Origin of the sequence: Chryseomicrobium palamuruense (assembly GCF_042649045.1) — a bacterium.
Lineage (GTDB): Bacteria > Bacillota > Bacilli > Bacillales_A > Planococcaceae > Chryseomicrobium > Chryseomicrobium palamuruense.
On sequence record NZ_JBHSEF010000026.1, the window covers coordinates 154,825 to 172,240 of the forward strand.

At 42.6% G+C, this 17,416-nt stretch carries 15 protein-coding genes and 1 other annotated feature; of the genes, 11 read left to right on the forward strand and 4 right to left on the reverse strand.

The genetic code is table 11. The features are described 5' to 3' along the window. The first annotated feature begins 61 nt into the window (after positions 1-61). The 6 genes from ccsA to ACFO0S_RS13130 all read left to right on the forward strand — a co-directional run bounded on the left by ccsA (position 62) and on the right by ACFO0S_RS13130 (position 5,473). Positions 62-883, forward strand: a complete 822-nt coding sequence (ccsA, locus tag ACFO0S_RS13105; protein WP_378142549.1) for a cytochrome c biogenesis protein CcsA — start codon at positions 62-64, stop codon at positions 881-883. Between the two features lie 18 nt (positions 884-901). Further along, positions 902-1,831, forward strand: a complete 930-nt coding sequence (hemC, locus tag ACFO0S_RS13110; RefSeq protein ID WP_378142550.1) for a hydroxymethylbilane synthase — start codon at positions 902-904, stop codon at positions 1,829-1,831. Then, the gene (locus ACFO0S_RS13115; RefSeq protein ID WP_378142551.1) at positions 1,824-2,525 is read left to right on the forward strand and encodes a uroporphyrinogen-III synthase; all 702 of its coding nucleotides are present in this window, start codon (positions 1,824-1,826) and stop codon (positions 2,523-2,525) included. Before hemC ends, ACFO0S_RS13115 begins: the two co-directional genes overlap by 8 nt. 5 nt (positions 2,526-2,530) lie before the next feature. Next, complete coding sequence (gene hemB, locus ACFO0S_RS13120; protein WP_378142552.1) at positions 2,531-3,511, forward strand: porphobilinogen synthase; 981 nt, start codon at positions 2,531-2,533, stop codon at positions 3,509-3,511. Continuing rightward, a complete protein-coding gene (gene hemL, locus ACFO0S_RS13125) occupies positions 3,512-4,804 on the forward strand; it encodes a glutamate-1-semialdehyde 2,1-aminomutase (protein ID WP_378142553.1) in 1,293 nt (430 codons plus the stop codon). It abuts the gene before it with no gap. Between the two features lie 87 nt (positions 4,805-4,891). Continuing rightward, positions 4,892-5,473, forward strand: a complete 582-nt coding sequence (locus ACFO0S_RS13130; protein ID WP_378142554.1) for a hypothetical protein — start codon at positions 4,892-4,894, stop codon at positions 5,471-5,473. Here the strand turns inward: ACFO0S_RS13130 and ACFO0S_RS13135 are convergent. Further along, complete coding sequence (locus ACFO0S_RS13135) at positions 5,448-5,639, reverse strand: hypothetical protein (RefSeq protein ID WP_378142555.1); 192 nt, start codon at positions 5,637-5,639, stop codon at positions 5,448-5,450. The genes ACFO0S_RS13130 and ACFO0S_RS13135 overlap by 26 nt on opposite strands. A gap of 64 nt (positions 5,640-5,703) precedes the next feature. Beyond that, positions 5,704-5,922 (forward strand) — a binding site (T-box leader). A gap of 60 nt (positions 5,923-5,982) precedes the next feature. On the opposite strand from ACFO0S_RS13135, the gene ACFO0S_RS13140 reads away from it, so the two are divergent. From ACFO0S_RS13140 to ACFO0S_RS13155, 4 genes are all read left to right on the forward strand, one after another. Beyond that, positions 5,983-8,625, forward strand: coding sequence for a valine--tRNA ligase (locus ACFO0S_RS13140; RefSeq protein WP_378142556.1), 2,643 nt, complete (start codon positions 5,983-5,985; stop codon positions 8,623-8,625). 351 nt (positions 8,626-8,976) lie between these two features. Further along, the gene (locus ACFO0S_RS13145) at positions 8,977-10,260 is read left to right on the forward strand and encodes a bifunctional folylpolyglutamate synthase/dihydrofolate synthase (protein ID WP_378142557.1); all 1,284 of its coding nucleotides are present in this window, start codon (positions 8,977-8,979) and stop codon (positions 10,258-10,260) included. A gap of 271 nt (positions 10,261-10,531) precedes the next feature. Next, the gene (locus ACFO0S_RS13150; RefSeq protein ID WP_378142558.1) at positions 10,532-11,704 is read left to right on the forward strand and encodes a bifunctional folylpolyglutamate synthase/dihydrofolate synthase; all 1,173 of its coding nucleotides are present in this window, start codon (positions 10,532-10,534) and stop codon (positions 11,702-11,704) included. A gap of 76 nt (positions 11,705-11,780) precedes the next feature. Further along, complete coding sequence (locus ACFO0S_RS13155) at positions 11,781-13,484, forward strand: sensor domain-containing diguanylate cyclase (RefSeq protein WP_378142559.1); 1,704 nt, start codon at positions 11,781-11,783, stop codon at positions 13,482-13,484. A 26-nt stretch (positions 13,485-13,510) separates the two neighbouring features. Here ACFO0S_RS13155 and ACFO0S_RS13160 read toward each other — a convergent pair whose 3' ends face one another. From ACFO0S_RS13160 to ACFO0S_RS13170, 3 genes are all read right to left on the reverse strand, one after another. Then, positions 13,511-14,671, reverse strand: a complete 1,161-nt coding sequence (locus tag ACFO0S_RS13160; RefSeq protein WP_378142560.1) for a hypothetical protein — start codon at positions 14,669-14,671, stop codon at positions 13,511-13,513. 198 nt (positions 14,672-14,869) lie between these two features. Further along, on the reverse strand, positions 14,870-15,364 hold the full coding sequence (locus ACFO0S_RS13165) for a PulJ/GspJ family protein (RefSeq protein WP_378142561.1): 495 nt from the start codon (positions 15,362-15,364) through the stop codon (positions 14,870-14,872). Then, positions 15,345-15,797 (reverse strand): PulJ/GspJ family protein, encoded by a 453-nt coding sequence (locus tag ACFO0S_RS13170; RefSeq protein ID WP_378142562.1) that lies wholly within the window; start codon positions 15,795-15,797, stop codon positions 15,345-15,347. The genes ACFO0S_RS13165 and ACFO0S_RS13170 overlap by 20 nt, the downstream gene beginning before the upstream one ends. 222 nt (positions 15,798-16,019) lie before the next feature. On the opposite strand from ACFO0S_RS13170, the gene ACFO0S_RS13175 reads away from it, so the two are divergent. Then, the gene (locus ACFO0S_RS13175) at positions 16,020-17,414 is read left to right on the forward strand and encodes a VanW family protein (RefSeq protein WP_378142563.1); all 1,395 of its coding nucleotides are present in this window, start codon (positions 16,020-16,022) and stop codon (positions 17,412-17,414) included. Positions 17,415-17,416 lie beyond the last annotated feature (2 nt).

The following is a 17,416-nucleotide window of genomic DNA, read 5'->3' on the forward strand; positions in this document are numbered from 1 at the left end:
TGGCATAATAGATGATAGAGAAATGCCTTTTTCTTTGGACATCTAGTAGAGGATGATTTCTATGAATGACTTATGGGTATTACGGCTGCAAGAAGTCATCGTCATCATGATTGCGGCAGCCCTTGTATTTTATGTGATTGATTTTCTTAAGAAAAGTGAACGAATGAACCGCACCGGAACGATCTTGTTATCTACTGGATGGAGCATTCAAACGCTTCTCATCTTGTACCTCATCATTGGAGACGGACGTTTTCCGATTCTTTCCCTCGAAGAGGGGTTTTACTTCTATGCTTGGTTACTTCTCGGAGTAACGATTGCACTGCAAGTCATCTGGAAGTTAGACATTCCCGCATTGCTCGTCACGTGTATCGGATTTATTTTTCTTGTGATTCACACGTTTGGTCGAGGAGCAAACACGGCTGTTACGGATTCACTGATAAGTGAATTACTCATTATTCACATCACATTCGCAATTCTAGCGTACGTGGCATTTTCCGTCTCGTTTGTGTTCTCGATCTTGTATCTCGTCTTACACCGGATGCTAAAAGAGAAGAAATGGAACGCGACATTCTCAAGACTTCCGTCCCTCTCGCAAGCGGAATCAATGATGACGTATTCGATCATCGCAGGGATTCCTTTATTATTTGTGAGTTTATTGTTAGGCTTGGAGTGGGGCTATATTGCTATTGAAGAATTTAACTGGCTAGACGCTAAAATCGTCACATCGTTTATTTTACTCGTCCTCTACTTATTCGTTTTCATCGTCAGGGAACGAGCGAAAATCGTAGGGACGAATTATGCGTGGATTCACGTCTATGCCTTCTTGTTTGTATTAATTAATTTTTTCCTCGGAAGTTCATTTTCCGAATTTCATTTATGGTAGCAGAAAGGTTGGAGCAAAATGCGCAAAATTATTGTCGGATCTCGCCGAAGCAAACTCGCTTTATGGCAGACAAACTGGTTTATTGATCAACTGAAGAAGAGTGGAGCACCGTTCGAGTTTGAAATCAAAGAAATCGTTACAAAAGGTGATAAGATTCTCGATGTGACGTTATCGAAAGTCGGTGGTAAAGGATTATTCGTGAAAGAAATCGAGCAAGCTCTTTATGATAAAGAAATCGATTTCGCTGTACACAGCATGAAAGATATGCCAGCAGAAATGCCAGAAGGTCTTGTCATCGGCTGTATTCCGGAACGCGTAGATGAGCGTGATGCGCTTATCTCAAACAACCATGTAAAACTTGCTGACCTGCCTGTTGGAGCCGTTGTGGGAACAAGCAGCTTACGTCGTAGTGCACAGATTCTGTTGCAACGTCCGGATGTGGAAATTAAATGGATCCGCGGAAACGTCGATACACGGTTAGCAAAATTAAAAGCAGGCGAGTACGATGCCATCATCTTAGCCGCTGCAGGACTTAAGCGTCTTGGATGGTCCGATGACACGGTAACGGAATATTTAGAAACCGATATGTGCATTCCAGCTGTAGGGCAAGGAGCTCTTGCTATTGAGTGTCGCTCAGAAGACCAAGAACTGCTTGATGCACTTGCGAAATTGACAGATGCGGGTACGTGGACTGCTGTTGAAGCGGAGCGAGCATTCTTATCCGCTATGGACGGCGGATGCCAAGTGCCAATTGCGGGCCACGCAACTGTTAATGGTGAAGAAATCACGATGACAGGACTTGTGGCAGCACCAGATGCTTCTGTCGTCTATAAAGAAACACGTACGGGCACCGATGCCGTTAAACTCGGACAAGAAATTGCTGAAATCTTGACGAAAGAAGGGGCTTACGACCTCATTCAACGCGTCAAAGAACAGGCCGATGTCTAATTTCATTTTAACGAACCAACTGCATGATCCGGAGTTCCTTGAAAAAATCGAGGCTTCCGGATTTCGTGCTGTCCATTATCCGTTGATTGAAACAGAACCAGTTAAGATGACGAAAGAAGGGATTTCGCAACTGCTTGCTTGCGACTGGTTGCTTTTCACAAGCCAAACAGCGGTACATGCCTTTTTTCAACAAGTCACACAACCACTCTGGCATCAGTTCGCAGTTGTTGGGACGAAGACGGCAACAGCTTTAAAAGAGTATGGTTACTCCGCTTCTTTCATCCCATCGACTTTCAGTGCAGACCGCTTTGTCGAGGAGTGGAATGCGGTCCAGCCTTCTGGAAGTAGAGTCGGTTTTTGCAAGGGGAATCTCGCAAAACCTACGATTGAAGAGGGACTGGATGCCTTAGTCACGGCTGTGGTTGTCTACAAAACGACAGACAGGCCAGAGCATATAGAAGCAATCAACAAGTTATGTTTGAATGAGCCGGAATCGACCCTCGTTTTTGCCAGCCCTTCCGGAGTCAAGGTGTTTCAAGAAGCGGGTGGCAAGATTGCCCCGGACACCATTGTCTGTGCGATTGGCCATGTCACGAAACAGGCTCTTGAAGAAGCAGGACTGCCGGTTCATGTCATGCCGGAACGCTATACTTTAGAAGATGTACTACTCGAACGCTTACAATATAAGGAGTGATTTCCATGCAACCTACATTTACCCGTCACCGCCGCTTACGAACATCAGAAGCGATGCGCGCATTAGTAAAAGAAACCTATTTGCACAAAGAAGATCTGATCTACCCGTTATTTGTGGCAGAAGGAGAAAACCGTAAGACGGAAGTATCATCGATGCCGGGCGTGTACCAGTTTTCACTCGATCGACTAGGGGAAGAGCTTGATGAAGTGGTGAAACTCGGTATTCAATCCATCATCTTATTCGGTCTTCCCGCTGAAAAAGATGAAGTAGGAAGTGGTGCTTACCACAACCACGGCATCATTCAAGAAGCTACCCGCTTAGTGAAAGAGCGTCATCCCGAACTGCTCGTCATTGCGGATACATGCCTATGTGAATACACAAGCCATGGTCACTGTGGTGTAGTTGACGCGCACGAGCGTATCGTCAATGATGACTCACTAAATCTCCTTGCGATAACGGCTGTGAGTCAAGCAGAAGCGGGAGCGGACATTATTGCTCCGTCGAACATGATGGACGGATTCGTTGCTGTGATTCGAAAAGCTCTTGATGACGCTGGGTATCACGATATTCCCATCATGTCGTATGCGGTTAAATATGCATCTGGCTACTACGGGCCATTCCGTGAAGCAGCGGACGGTGCACCGAAGTTTGGGGACCGTAAAACGTATCAAATGGATTATTCAAATCGTTTAGAAGCACTTCGTGAAGCACAATCGGACGTTGATGAAGGAGCAGACTTCTTAATTGTAAAGCCTGCACTAAGCTACTTAGACATCATCCGTGACGTGCGAAATGCGCATAATCTTCCGATTGTCGCATATAACGTGAGCGGTGAGTATGCGATGGTGAAAGCCGCTGCCATCAATGATTGGATTGACGAGAAATCAGTCGTCATGGAAACCATGACAAGCATGAAACGTGCGGGTGCGGATCTTATTTTGACGTACCACGCAAAAGACGTCGCGAAATGGTTGGAGGAGAAGTAAATGACAAAATCGTACACGAAATCACACGAAGCATTCACCGAAGCGAAAGACTTGATGCCAGGTGGCGTTAATAGTCCCGTACGTGCATTTAAGTCTGTAAACATGGAACCGATTTTCATGGAAAAAGGAAAAGGGGCTATCGTCACAGACATCGATGGCAATGATTATATTGACTACGTTCTTTCATGGGGTCCTCTTATTTTAGGGCATACGGACGAAAAGGTTGTCTCAGAAATTCAACGTGTGGCTGAGCTCGGTTCAAGTTTCGGTGCATCCACACTGATTGAAAACGAAATGGCGAAACTTGTAATGGAACGCGTGCCATCGATTGAAATGATTCGTATGGTATCTTCAGGTACAGAAGCGACGATGTCTGCACTTCGTTTAGCGCGAGGCTTCACAGGCCGCAATAAGATTTTAAAGTTTGAAGGCAGCTACCACGGACATGGGGACAGCTTGTTGATCAAAGCAGGGTCTGGTGTGGCGACACTTGGACTCCCTGATTCACCTGGTGTACCGGAATCGGTAGCGAAAAACACATTAGCGGTGCCATTCAATGATTTAGAAGCCGTGAAAGAAGCATTCCGATTATATGGAGACGATATCGCAGCAATCATCACAGAACCAGTGGCAGGAAACATGGGTGTCGTCCCACCTCAACCTGGATTCTTAGAAGGCCTACGCGAGATCACCTCTGAACACGGTGCCCTTCTTATTTTTGATGAAGTCATGACCGGATTCCGCGTCGATTATGGGTGTGCTCAAGGCTACTACAATGTGAAGCCAGATCTTACGTGTCTTGGTAAAGTTATCGGAGGCGGCCTACCAGTAGGTGCATTCGGTGGACACCGTGACATCATGGAGCAAATCGCACCTGCAGGTTCCGTCTACCAAGCAGGTACGTTATCTGGGAACCCACTTGCGATGGCAGCAGGGTACGCAACACTTTCTCAACTAACACCGGAAAGCTACAAGCATTTCCAAAAGCTTGGCGACCGTCTTGAAGAAGGTTTCCGTCGCGTTGCGTCGGAATTTGATATCCCGCACACCGTGAACCGTGCAGGCTCGATGATCGGCTTCTTCTTCACCAATGAAGAAGTAATTAACTATGACAAGGCGAAAACATCTGACCTCGCATTGTTTGCAGATGTTTACAAACTCATGGCCGAGCAAGGCGTCTACTTGCCACCGTCTCAGTTTGAAGGATTGTTCTTATCGACCGCACACACGGAAGAGCACATCGATCAAACAATTGAAGCGTTCCGTAAGGCATTTGAGCAGTTGAAGAAATAATACATGACAAAGACCTGATCTCACTATCGATAGGAGAGCAGGTCTTGTTTGTTTCCTACGAGCATATGCTTTGGCAGGAGGGATGTCATGAAGAAAACTTGGACAGAACAACAATCGTTTGCACTGGAACCTGCACTTGGTGCATTTCATGGAGTGGAAGAATTCAACATCCAACCGCTCTTCACCTGGAAACAAGTAGATGGACAGTGGGAGTTAAAGGGACTTTATAAATTGATGGTACGAGCAGAGATTCAAGATGAGAGGGAAGAGAACGGCGATTTTGACGCGTCCGTGACACAAATTGATGACGTCGACCGCGAGAATACAACTGCCTATTTCGAATACGCTTTACCGTTCCACGTCTATGTGGACATCGATAAAGTGGCGAATAATTCGCAACCGTCCTTTGAACTCATCAGTCATGATGCGGACTATGATTCGGGATGTATCCACTGTTCATGGCAAGCATCTGTCGCGTATGAGGAAGCAGAAGCCGCTGTAGAATCCACGTCGGCGTATTACGAAATTGAAGACGCTATTGAAGCGTGGCAGGAATCTACGATTGAAGTTCCGGAAGTGGAAGCCGTGCACCCAGATCAACTTCCCAAATGGAAAGATACGTACACGACAATCCGAATTCCACTTAAATCACATCATGGTAGAACATAAAACTGAGTGCTACAAGGAAAAGTAGTAACAAAAAGTCGCCGGTGGTTGGAACGATAAGTACGCGGACGAGCTGGAAGCAGGTAATCGGAATGCAGATGGCTTTGCAATAGAACCGCGGCTTGCGAATCCATTCGGGCAAGTAGTGCGGGTTGTAGCGCCGTTTCATTAGAATCACCTCCTTTCGACAGCTTGACGTCTTGCAGCGGATTGCTTACAATAAGAACACATAACCAAATGCAACGAACGGGAAGAGTAGACAATCCCCTGATCTGTAGAGAGAAGGCCACTTGGTGAAAGGTCTTTGATGAGAATTGTTGAAGGTAGCCCGGGAGCAGCTGTCGTGAACATTGAGTAATGACAGCCGGCGTGAAGCCGTTACCGATTGAAGAGCATGTCTATTTAGGTAGGCATGAATAAAGGTGGTACCGCGATCATTCCTCGTCCTTTTTTAAGGACGGGGATTTTTTGTGTTCTGCTCCTCTTCAATCTACAAAAAAGGAGTGACTTACATGACAAAAGAAATCGAAATGCCAACCAAGTACGATCCGCAATCGATCGAACAAGGCCGTTATGACTGGTGGCTTGAAGGAAAATACTTCGAAGCTCATCCGGAAAGTGACAAAAAACCGTATACCATCGTAATTCCACCACCCAACGTGACAGGAAAACTTCACCTAGGTCATGCGTGGGATACAACGTTACAAGACATCATCACGCGTATGAAACGTATGCAAGGCTATGACGCGCTATGGCTTCCAGGAATGGACCACGCCGGAATTGCAACGCAAGCAAAAGTAGAAGAAAAACTGCACTCTGAAGGCAAGACACGTTATGATCTTGGTCGCGAAGCTTTTGTGGAAGAGACATGGAAATGGAAAGAGGAGTACGCAGGCCATATCCGCTCACAATGGGCAAAACTAGGCCTTGGACTTGATTATTCCCGCGAGCGTTTCACTTTAGATGAAGGTCTGTCTCATGCCGTTCGCGAAGTCTTCGTAAAGCTTTACGAAAAAGGCTTGATCTATCGTGGCGAGTACATCATTAACTGGGACCCAGCTACGAAAACCGCGTTATCCGATATCGAAGTCATTCACAAAGAAATTGAGGGTGCCTTCTATCATATGCATTACCCGTTGACAGATGGAACCGGGGCGATTGATGTTGCAACGACGCGTCCGGAAACAATGCTTGGCGATACCGCGGTTGCAGTTCACCCAGAAGACGAGCGCTACAAGCACTTGATCGGAAAAACCGTAACGTTACCAATTGTCGGGCGCGAGATTCCGATTGTAGCAGACGATTATGTCGATATGGAATTCGGGAGTGGGGCTGTTAAGATTACGCCAGCCCATGACCCGAACGACTTCGAAATCGGAAACCGTCATAACCTAGAACGTGTTCTTGTCATGAACGAAGACGGTTCGATGAATGGCAACGCCGGCAAGTATGACGGGCTCGACCGTTTCGAGTGCCGTAAGCAAGTTGTCAAAGATCTACAAGACATGGGTGTCCTGTTTAAGATTGAAACACATGTTCACTCGGTAGGTCACTCGGAGCGAAGCGGAGCAGTTGTAGAGCCGTATCTATCGACGCAATGGTTCGTAAAAATGAAGCCACTTGCCGAGCAAGCGATGGCGATCCAAGGCACAGAGGGCAAAGTCAACTTCGTTCCAGACCGTTTTGAGAATACCTATATGCGCTGGATGGAAAACTTGCACGACTGGTGTATCTCTCGTCAGTTATGGTGGGGTCACCGAATTCCGGCTTGGTACCACAATGAAACTGGCGAAGTATTTGTAGGGCACGAGGCACCAGCAGATAGTGAAAACTGGCGTCAAGAAGAAGACGTTCTGGATACGTGGTTCTCTTCTGCACTATGGCCGTTCTCTACAATGGGCTGGCCAGATGCGGATAACGAAGAATTGAAGAAATACTATCCGACAGATACACTCGTTACCGGGTATGACATCATTGCCTTCTGGGTATCTCGTATGATCTTCCAAGGTGTCGAGTTCACTGGACAACGCCCATTCAGAGATGTACTGATCCATGGTCTCGTGCGTGACGCGGAAGGCCGGAAGATGTCGAAGTCTCTCGGTAACGGGGTCGACCCAATGGATGTTATTGCGCAGTACGGGGCGGATTCTTTACGTTATTTCTTATCAACAGGCTCGTCACCAGGACAAGACCTTCGCTACTCAACCGAAAAAGTAGAAGCCGTTTGGAACTTTGCGAATAAGATTTGGAACGCTTCTCGATTCGCATTGATGAATATGGACGGTCTAAAATACGAGGAAATTAACTTAGATGGCAAGAAATCAGTGGCAGATGCGTGGATCTTAACGCGCCTTAACGAAACAATTGAAACAGTGACGCGTCTATCTGACCGCTACGAGTTCGGAGAAGTAGGCCGTGCTCTTTACAATTTCATCTGGGATGATTTCTGTGACTGGTACATCGAGATGGCGAAACTTCCCCTTTACGGAGAAGACGAAGAAGCGAAGAAAATGACGCGTTCTGTGCTTGCCTACGTACTGGACCAGACGATGCGCCTACTTCACCCATTCATGCCGTTCATCACGGAAGAAATCTGGCAGAACCTGCCGACAGAAGGTGACTCGATCGTCACAGCTGCTTGGCCAGAAGTACGCAACGACTTGAACTTCCCAGAGCAAGCAGAAGAAATGAAACTTCTCTCTGAAATCATTCGCTCTGTCCGCACGATACGTGCTGAAGTACAAACACCGATGAGCAAAAAAGTACCGTTGATTCTATCTGCGAAAGACGAGAAGTCACTTGCCACACTTGAGAACAACGCTGCCTACATCGAGAAGTTCTGTAACCCGGAAACGCTTGACATCGGTTTGCGTCTTGACGCGCCCGAAAAGGCCATGTCTGCGGTTGTAACAGGAGCAGAACTGTTCTTACCACTTCAAGGTTTGATCGACATCGACGCAGAACTTGCGCGTCTTGAAAAAGAACTTGCGAAGTGGGAGAAAGAAGTGAAGCTCGTTCAAGGCAAGCTCTCAAACGAACGCTTTGTCTCCAAAGCACCTGAAGCGGTTGTCGCCGAAGAACGCGCGAAAGAAGCGGATTATCTTGAGAAGCGTGATACAGTGATCAAGCGTTTAGAAGAATTGAAGAACTTGTAATACATCTTGACCCCTATTCTCGGAAGAGAGTAGGGGTTTTGTAATGAATGGCCAGTATTCGTATGGAGTGACCGACGGATTAATAGACTCCGACGGTCACGTTTAGCATCCTTCGTTGAACATGGTTAATGTAGGTTGTTATCTAATGTGGTGATTGTATCAAAGAAAGTGAGCTAAAACCGAAGACTTCTAGAGGCTTTAGAGTGGCTCAACTGACCCCTACGGGGGTACAAAGCGCAAGCTTTGGGTAACCCGGAAAGAAATAAAAGACATCGACCCTCAAGATTGCTATACTGAATTTGTACTTTTACGACACACGAAACATTACTCGGAACTAAGAGGAGACACGCTATGTATACCAATCTAAAGGACTGTCTTAAATTCGTATTTTCCATCCGCAATGAAAACTACAAACAAACGCCACTCGACCTGGTGGCTGACATATTACATGATTTAGGAAACCCTCAGAACAACATTAAAACCATTCACCTAGCTGGATCTAATGGAAAGGGCTCAACACTCAATGCCATCCATTCCATCCTAAAAGAACATAACTTGAAAGTCGGCGTCTTCACGTCTCCGCACATCCATCACGTCAACGAGCGCATCATCGTCAACGGACAACCGATTGATGAAGACACATTGCTCAATCACTTTAATACGATTATTGAGATTTCTGAGAAAAAGTATAACAAATATCCCACGTTTTTCGGCATGATGGCCATCATCTCGTACCTGTACTTTGACGAACAACAAGTCGATGTAGCGTTGATGGAGTCCGGAATAGGTGGACGACGCGATTCAACAAATGTCATCACACCACTCGTTTCTGTCATTACGACCGTTTCCTACGACCACACCGATGTGTTAGGGGAGACGATTCAAGAAATAGCTTCTGAAAAAGCAGGAATCATTAAACAAGGAGTTCCGGTTGTATCGAGCGTGAAAAATCCGGAAGCCCAGCTTGTTATTCGCGAAACGGCAGCTGAAAAAAAGGCACCACTTCAGCAACTCGAAGATCACATGAAAGTATCCAATGTTCGACTTGAAAATGGATATCAACTTTTTGATTTGGAAATTGGTGAAGACCGCTACGAAAATATCGAGCTCTCCATGTTCGGAATTCACCAAGCAGAAAATGCAGGACTGGCAGTTACAGCTGTTCTAACTTTACAATCTCATTTTGACATTCATACGGAAGCTATATATGCAGGACTTAAAAAAGCGAAGTGGGCAGGCCGTTTTGAAAGATTCGGCGAACACATCGTGATTGATGGTGCGCACAATCCGGAAGGGATGACGATGTTGCTCCAAACATTAGCTGCCGTGTACCCAGAGTATAACTATCATTTCCTATATGCAGCACTCGAAGAAAAAGACAACGCATCCAGCGTCGCCATGGTCGATCAAGTCGCAACTGACATTACGTTCACTAGCTTCCAACATAGTGGAGCTACACCAATAGACACGTTGATCGAGTACTCGTCACACACAGAAAAATCTGCTGTCGACGACTGGAAACAAGTCATTAATCAATTCCATGAAACTCATAAAGATACCGAAGTCCTGGTCATTACAGGATCTCTTTACTTTATGAGCGAAGTGCGGGAACACCTGTTAACGATGGAGTTTTAATTTATTCATTATGAATCCCCACAAAACCTTCGCTTTTCTGAGGGAGCCTCCCGGAGCCTCCTCGTGGCATACCAAAGCTTGCACTTTAGCCTCGACTGTGGGGTCTCCGGAACACTCTGACCTTCTAGAAGTCTTCGGTTTTGTGGAGATTCATTCACTTATTGCTCATCGGAGATTTTTTCTCATCATGTTGCTATATTATGAATTAACTCGACTTTCTAAAGTGAATTTAGAAGCCGAGCTTTTTGTGAATCTAAGGGGGACATACATAATGCAAATTCCAGGATTGGATGCATATAAGGAAAAGTGGGGGATTGGTAGTCGTTCTGTAATTGAGCCAGGACTCGAGCGCATGGAACGAGTCTTGGCTGAACTCGGAAACCCTGAACAGCACGACAAAATTGTGCATGTTGCGGGTACTAACGGCAAAGGCTCCACGATAGCATTTATGAAGGCCATTTGTGAATCACACGGTGTCACGTATGGTGCATTCCAATCGCCTGCCATATTAGACGTACATGATCAAATCACTATCAATGGTCAAAACGCCACAGAAGTGCAACTCGATTCCGCCATGAGACGAATAGCTGAGACGAAAGATGCTGATTCCTTAACAGACTTCGAACTCTTAACCATCTGTGCTTTTCTTATCTTTAACGAGTCCAATGTTGAAATCTGGTTGATTGAAACCGGTATGGGGGGAAGATACGATAGCACGAACGTGATTCCTCAAAGCATTGCAATCATCACGAGTCTAGCAATCGAACATACAAACTTCCTGGGTGAGTCGCTCGAAGAAATAGGGGAACATAAGGCAGGCATCCTAAAGCAAGATAGTGACGTATTCTTACCGGAAGATATCTATTTACCCCCGTTTGAGCGAGAGGCGGATATGAAAAACGCGCGACTCTTCCGCATGAGACCCTTAACGGAAGATATCGAGCTCTCCTTACTAGGTGAACATCAACGTATGAACGCCACTTTAGCTTCCACAGCTTTAAGTCAATATCTTCAGTTAGATGATACACTTCTTAGATCAGGTCTTAAAAAAGCATTCATCCCTTTCCGTATGGAGAAAATCACTGAAAATATTTACTTGGATGGTGCACATAATCCTGCTGCTGCAAAGGCGCTTGTAGAAACTATCCAAGCTCAGTTTTCTAATGAAAAAATCCATTTCGTTATGGGAATCTTAAAGGATAAAGATTTTGAAGAGGTGTTACGGACTTATGAAACAGTGGCGAACAAGTTCACATTTGTCGATTTTTCATATGAACGCGCACTTAAGTCAAATAGACTAGTCGAATTATGTCGAATTCAAAATGTTTCTTGTAAACATATTTCAGAAATAGATATAAATTTATTAAACAACGATAATTATAGGTCTTTTATAACCGGTTCTTTGTATTTTTTAAGTGAATGGAAATTGAAAAACAGGATTTAGTGCCTTAGTGAAGTATAGTAAAAGAGTGCTATAATTTGATTTGTCAGAAAACCAAATAACTGGAAGGAGGACCATTGTGAAGTTTAGTAAACGAACCAAACTGAATATTATTCTGCTGTGGGTATTTACTGCACTACCGATGTCGATCTTCCTTTACTACTACTACCCTAGTCAACCTATCGACTGGAGTATCTTCATGTTGATGGTCCTATTGGCCATTGCTACCACAGCCATCCCAATTTATATTGGAAATGTAACGATTTTTTTCTCACAATGGGTAACTGTAGCGGCATTCTTAGCTTATGGTGCTGGCGTTGAGATGATTCTTGTTCAACTTTCTATACTTCCAATGATATTCCGAGTACTCTTCTTACAAGATTTACCGTACCGACTCATTTTCAGCTCATGGATGTTTATTATGGTCTCTTTCTTGTCCGCCAGTGCTGCGCATATCGCGGGATATCAGATCGGCTCTATGGATACGATTCAAATTCTCCTGGGTGCAACGATATTCATGTTTGTGAGTTTGTTAAGTAATCATGTCATTTTATACAGTAGAGAGCGTATCCTCGGTCAGAAGGAAAAATTTTTCAGCCGCGATGCTCTGTGGGATTACGCAGCCGGATTAGTTACCTTACCGTTTGCGGTTGCGTTATATGTCCTTCAGCTAACCATGGGGTGGCTTGCATTTCCACTACTGGGTATACCATTTCTACTTATTACATATGTGATGCGTATGTACAACACGGCTGAACGAGCGAATATTGCACTTGCTAAAGCGAGTGCGTTCGGCCATGAATTAGCGGATCGATTAAGTGTGGAACAAATCGTGAACATGTTCTTAGAGCACTTGAAGAATTTACTTCCGGCGGATAACATCTATATTATCGATAACTTAAAAGGCAATTATGTTGTGATGCGTGCATTAGAGGATGGACATGAAATGCGCATTGACGTTCCATCGGATACGATTAAGAACTCATTTATTCATTACTATTTCACGTATTCTGAGAAACAGTGTTATGTCAAATCGAGTGAGTGGGTCCATGAAGCTCCTGACTTTTTAAAGAACGACATGAACAGTTTGCTAATTGTTCCGGTCCATCGGAATAAAAAGACAGAAGGATTGATCATACTTACGGCAAGGAAAAAGTATGCCTTCGAAAAGTTCCAGCTTGATATCGTTCACTTACTGGCCACGTATTTTGCCGTATCACTTGAGAAAGCAAAGTATGTCAATGCAGCAGTGGAGAAGAGCGAGACATGTGCCTTAACCGGGCTGCATAATTATCGATTCCTGAATAAAACACTAGAAATCGAACAGAATCGTTTGAATTCGAATCCGCACCTCATTTTGTCCGCATTGATGTTAGATATTGATCACTTCAAACAAATCAATGATCGGTATGGACATCATGCTGGAAATATCGTACTAAAAGACTTTGCAAAGTTAATACAGAAGAATGTTCCGGAGGATGCAGTAGTCGCAAGGTATGGGGGAGAAGAGTTTGTCATCATATTACCTCAGTATACAAAAGAAGAGGCGACGAAGATTGGCGAAAAAGTTCGTCAAACCGTGGAAATCCATCCATTCTTAGTGGATTCGGATTTAACGAAAAACCGTTTGGACGAAATCATCTACATCACGGTCTCTATAGGCGTTTCAAGCGCGCCAGAGGATACGGATGAAACGATGTCCTTATTACGCAACGCGGATCGCGCTTTATACATTGGCGCGAAGCAGGCGGGTAGGAATAAGGTGGCGGAGTATTTGAAATAAAAAACGCGGCCGTTATGGTCGCGTTTTTATTGATATTGAATATTTTCAATTAATTTCGTAATTTCTAATTTAGTAGTAGAAAATGAATTGTTTGAAACTGATAAATCTATATTAATTTTGCAATCTGTTTTAAACTGGTTCAGGTTTGAGATTGATAGTACTATATAATTTGGGGATGTTGGAGATTTCCAATCAAGTTTTTCTAACTGTTCGTTTGTTGGAGGAGAAAGAAAACAAATTTTAGTGTTTTCTAATTCAACATTTCTAGCATTTACTTTGTTGTTGAAAGCTAACTTATTAACAATAATTGTGGAATTCTTTATTTCTAATTTTCCGCTAGCAGAAGCAGGGAAGTTAAAAAATAAATCATCAGTTATCAACATGAAATTATTCAATCTAATCTGGTTTGCTTTAAGTTCAATGGTGTCATTAGAATATAATGTATAAGCCGGGGTAGTGAAATTTTGTATTTTAGCTATTTGTATAGTGCCTTTAGCAAATATGTCGTTTGTGATTGAGTCGTTTCCACTATTACCTTTCAATCGACTTTCTACACATTTGTTTTGTTCAATACAAAAAGTATTAAAAAATTTATTTAATACGGAATCCGAAGTTACTTTACTTGTCTCTGGTGTTCTAGTGACGCCGAAATTCATGGGTAAAGTAAAAGTAATATCAATTGATTTCTGAGTTGCTTGCTCTTTACCGAGACTTCGTATAATAAACTGATTATTATTCACATATGAAATCATATTAGTAGAATTAATATAATTTACGGTAGCAATTTTTTCAAATTTATTAGTTGAAAAGTTGAAAATTTGTATTTCTATTGGATTATTTACTCGATTGAATTTATTGTAAAGAGTTTTAGTGAATGACTGTAATAGTGATAACTTGGAATTGATAATTGCTTGGTTAAACTGCTGGTTTGTCCAACTTTCGTTCACTCTTACTAAGTTATATAGTTCATTTTGTGTTTTTAAAAAAAAACTCTGATAAGTTTCTTTACTATATTCAACTCCCATTTCTGAATACGCACCTGAAACTATTTGATTATCTGTTTTAACTACCTGCTTCGCCTGATTCATAGAAGCCATTGTAAACGTAGTCGTTATCATAATAAGTAAAACGACTAGAACAAGAGTGATGAGCAGTGTATAACCACGATTTGATGTAATGTACTTCATATGAATTGGCCTCCCAGAAAATCTAACCTAAAATAAGTATACAGGCTTCGACAAAACTTGCCAATCTTCGAATAGATATCCTCACTTATTCCATTAATTAAGCGGCACTTGCCACCGTTAAAAAAGGGTGACTTATTTAGGTAAAATTTTAAATTACAACAAATCATCCTTCTAAAAAAGACCTCATCTTGAGTTCCTTTAGTTTGCTGTTAGTTTTGAGAGACGAGTACTTAAAGTATAGTTAATTGTCTCAATATCTTTAAACGCACTAGACAGATCAATTTTAACTTCCATATTAATTCTGTTATTACCAATTGAATTAGAAATTAGACCATTAAGCGTCCTATTACAAGGAGATATGAGTTGATGTGGCGCTGAATCAACTAAACTGTATGTGATTCCATTACGTTTGGAAATCGTTTCTTTTGAACAAGAACCACCTTTATAAATTGTTAATGCACCATTTTCAATGGTGAGAGCGTGAATTGTGTTTTTTGTATGCTCGGCTTGCAATTTCGCCAAAATTACATTTGCTTCTTGTTGCAACGTTTGTTCAGTAACAGCGTAAGTATTATAATCAATTGTTTGAAAGAAGAATCGCCAGATAATAACTGTTAAAAAGCTTACGATTACGATGGCTGCTAAAATTTCTACTAATGTTATTCCTTTTTGATTATGGATAGACGAGTTCATTGAGATTGCCCTCCACTAAATAGCCATAATTGGTTGCACGTATTGTATCATCTTTATAAATATGAATAGTCGTTTCAAACAAATTCAATCCATCAACAAATTGATTATCGACTATAATCAAAGCGGTAAGTGGTGAATAGGAAGAATCGATGATGTATAAATGATCTTGGGGTATTTCAACTCCTCGAAACATTTCATTAGGTCCTGCAACTCTTACTTCATATCCACTTGTCTCATAATAAGAACTTTTTGCTTTAACCAATACATCCTTCGCCACCGCAACAGCATCTAAACTTTGCTCATTCACATCGTTTGTTCGAAACATATTTGGAAAGATACTTAGCGATAAGGTAATAACTACTGCTAGCAGTACAACAGATGCTAAAACTTCTACTAACGTAAATCCTCTCGAATTCAGAAAATTTCTTAACATCTATTGCACCCCCGTTCAAATCACTTTATACTTTCATCATATCAAACGTATCAAAAGAATGAAACAAAGGAAGATTCTGTTGCATAAATTTCATATATTCCACCAAAAGACATATTCAATGTAATAGAAATAACGTTACAATGATGATAAAGATAATGAATATATGATTTTTCGACTATAAAAATAGTTAGTCAATATTCCAACAAAGGGTGAGGAAATAGTATGAAATCATTTAAATATTTACTGACCATACTACTTGCATTACTATTATTATCTCCATTTGTTGCTGCAGACGAATTTCTTCACACGCTTGGTGGAGAGGTTGCTCCTAGTTTAGATAAACAAGAATTATCTAGCTTTATTACAAATGAAGTTGCGATTTGGAGCGATTCGGCATCTGTTCAATTGAATGCAAATCATCCCAATCTTGAAGTTACGCCAAATGATTTTCAATTTAATATAGAGAGTTCAGTCCAGCAGTTTCTTGATAAAGCAGATGTACCATGGTACGCGTTTTGGAAGAGAAAACAAGAAGTACATCAACCACTTGTTGTAACGATAAGTGATCGTCTCACAGAGGCTCTTGATCTAGATCCTTCCATAGATATGGTGCAATCGAGTAATGAACTACATTTGAAAGCAAGTGTATTAAGTGATGAACCTATCCAATTAGTAGCAAGTAATATTTCGACATCGGATATGGAACGTTTTTCATTTGTTCATGTACAAACAGGGTTATCTGCAGCGGAGCTTCTAACAGTCAGCGAACTATTAAATGATCACACTTTGCAACCTCAAGAAGAATTTTCATTACTAACTATATTAAATGGAGCTGCAGCGCCTATTAGTGAAGAGACGGCGAATTTTGTCGCATCTATGTTCTATATCGCTGTTTTACAGTCAGAATTCGAGATTTTAGAACGTCACTCACAAGGAATTGTCCCAAATTATACGACTCTAGGCTTAGAGGCGATGATTAGTGAAAAACTTGTTCGAGATTTTAAGTTTAAAAATACGTTTGATTCGCCGGTAACGATTAATGTAATTCATAATGCAGGGGTTTTCTTAGTAGAATTTTATACACTTGCACCCGACTCCAACGCTCGATACGAGGTAGGTTCAAGAGAAGAGATAGAACCAAAGCGAATTGAACGACTCGTGGCGGATTTAAGTTATGGGGCTGAGCGGAAAATTGAAACGGGTAGAAGTGGATGGCGGGTAACTACATATCGGACTATCTCATCATCAACTGGATCATTTGAAACGCAAGAAGTTGTCGCGCGGGATTATTATCCACCTGTACATAATGTTTATGAAGTTTCGTCACAACTACCCCCGGAAGTGGTAGTGACACCTACAGATGGTCAAACAACGGGGGATGGATCAATAGGAACAGATGGAACGACACCTGGAACTGATACTCCAACGGATGGAACGGCTCGATCCGGGTCAGGTGATGGAGGGGGTACTTCTCAGGGTGGAACTACCGGGGATAACACGAGTAACAATGGAGTTGGTTCTGGAGGAAGTTCTTCAGACGGATCGAATTCTAATGGAGGTTTATCAGGAGACGGGTCGAATAATGGCTATGATAAAGGTGGAAATAAAATTAATTAGAA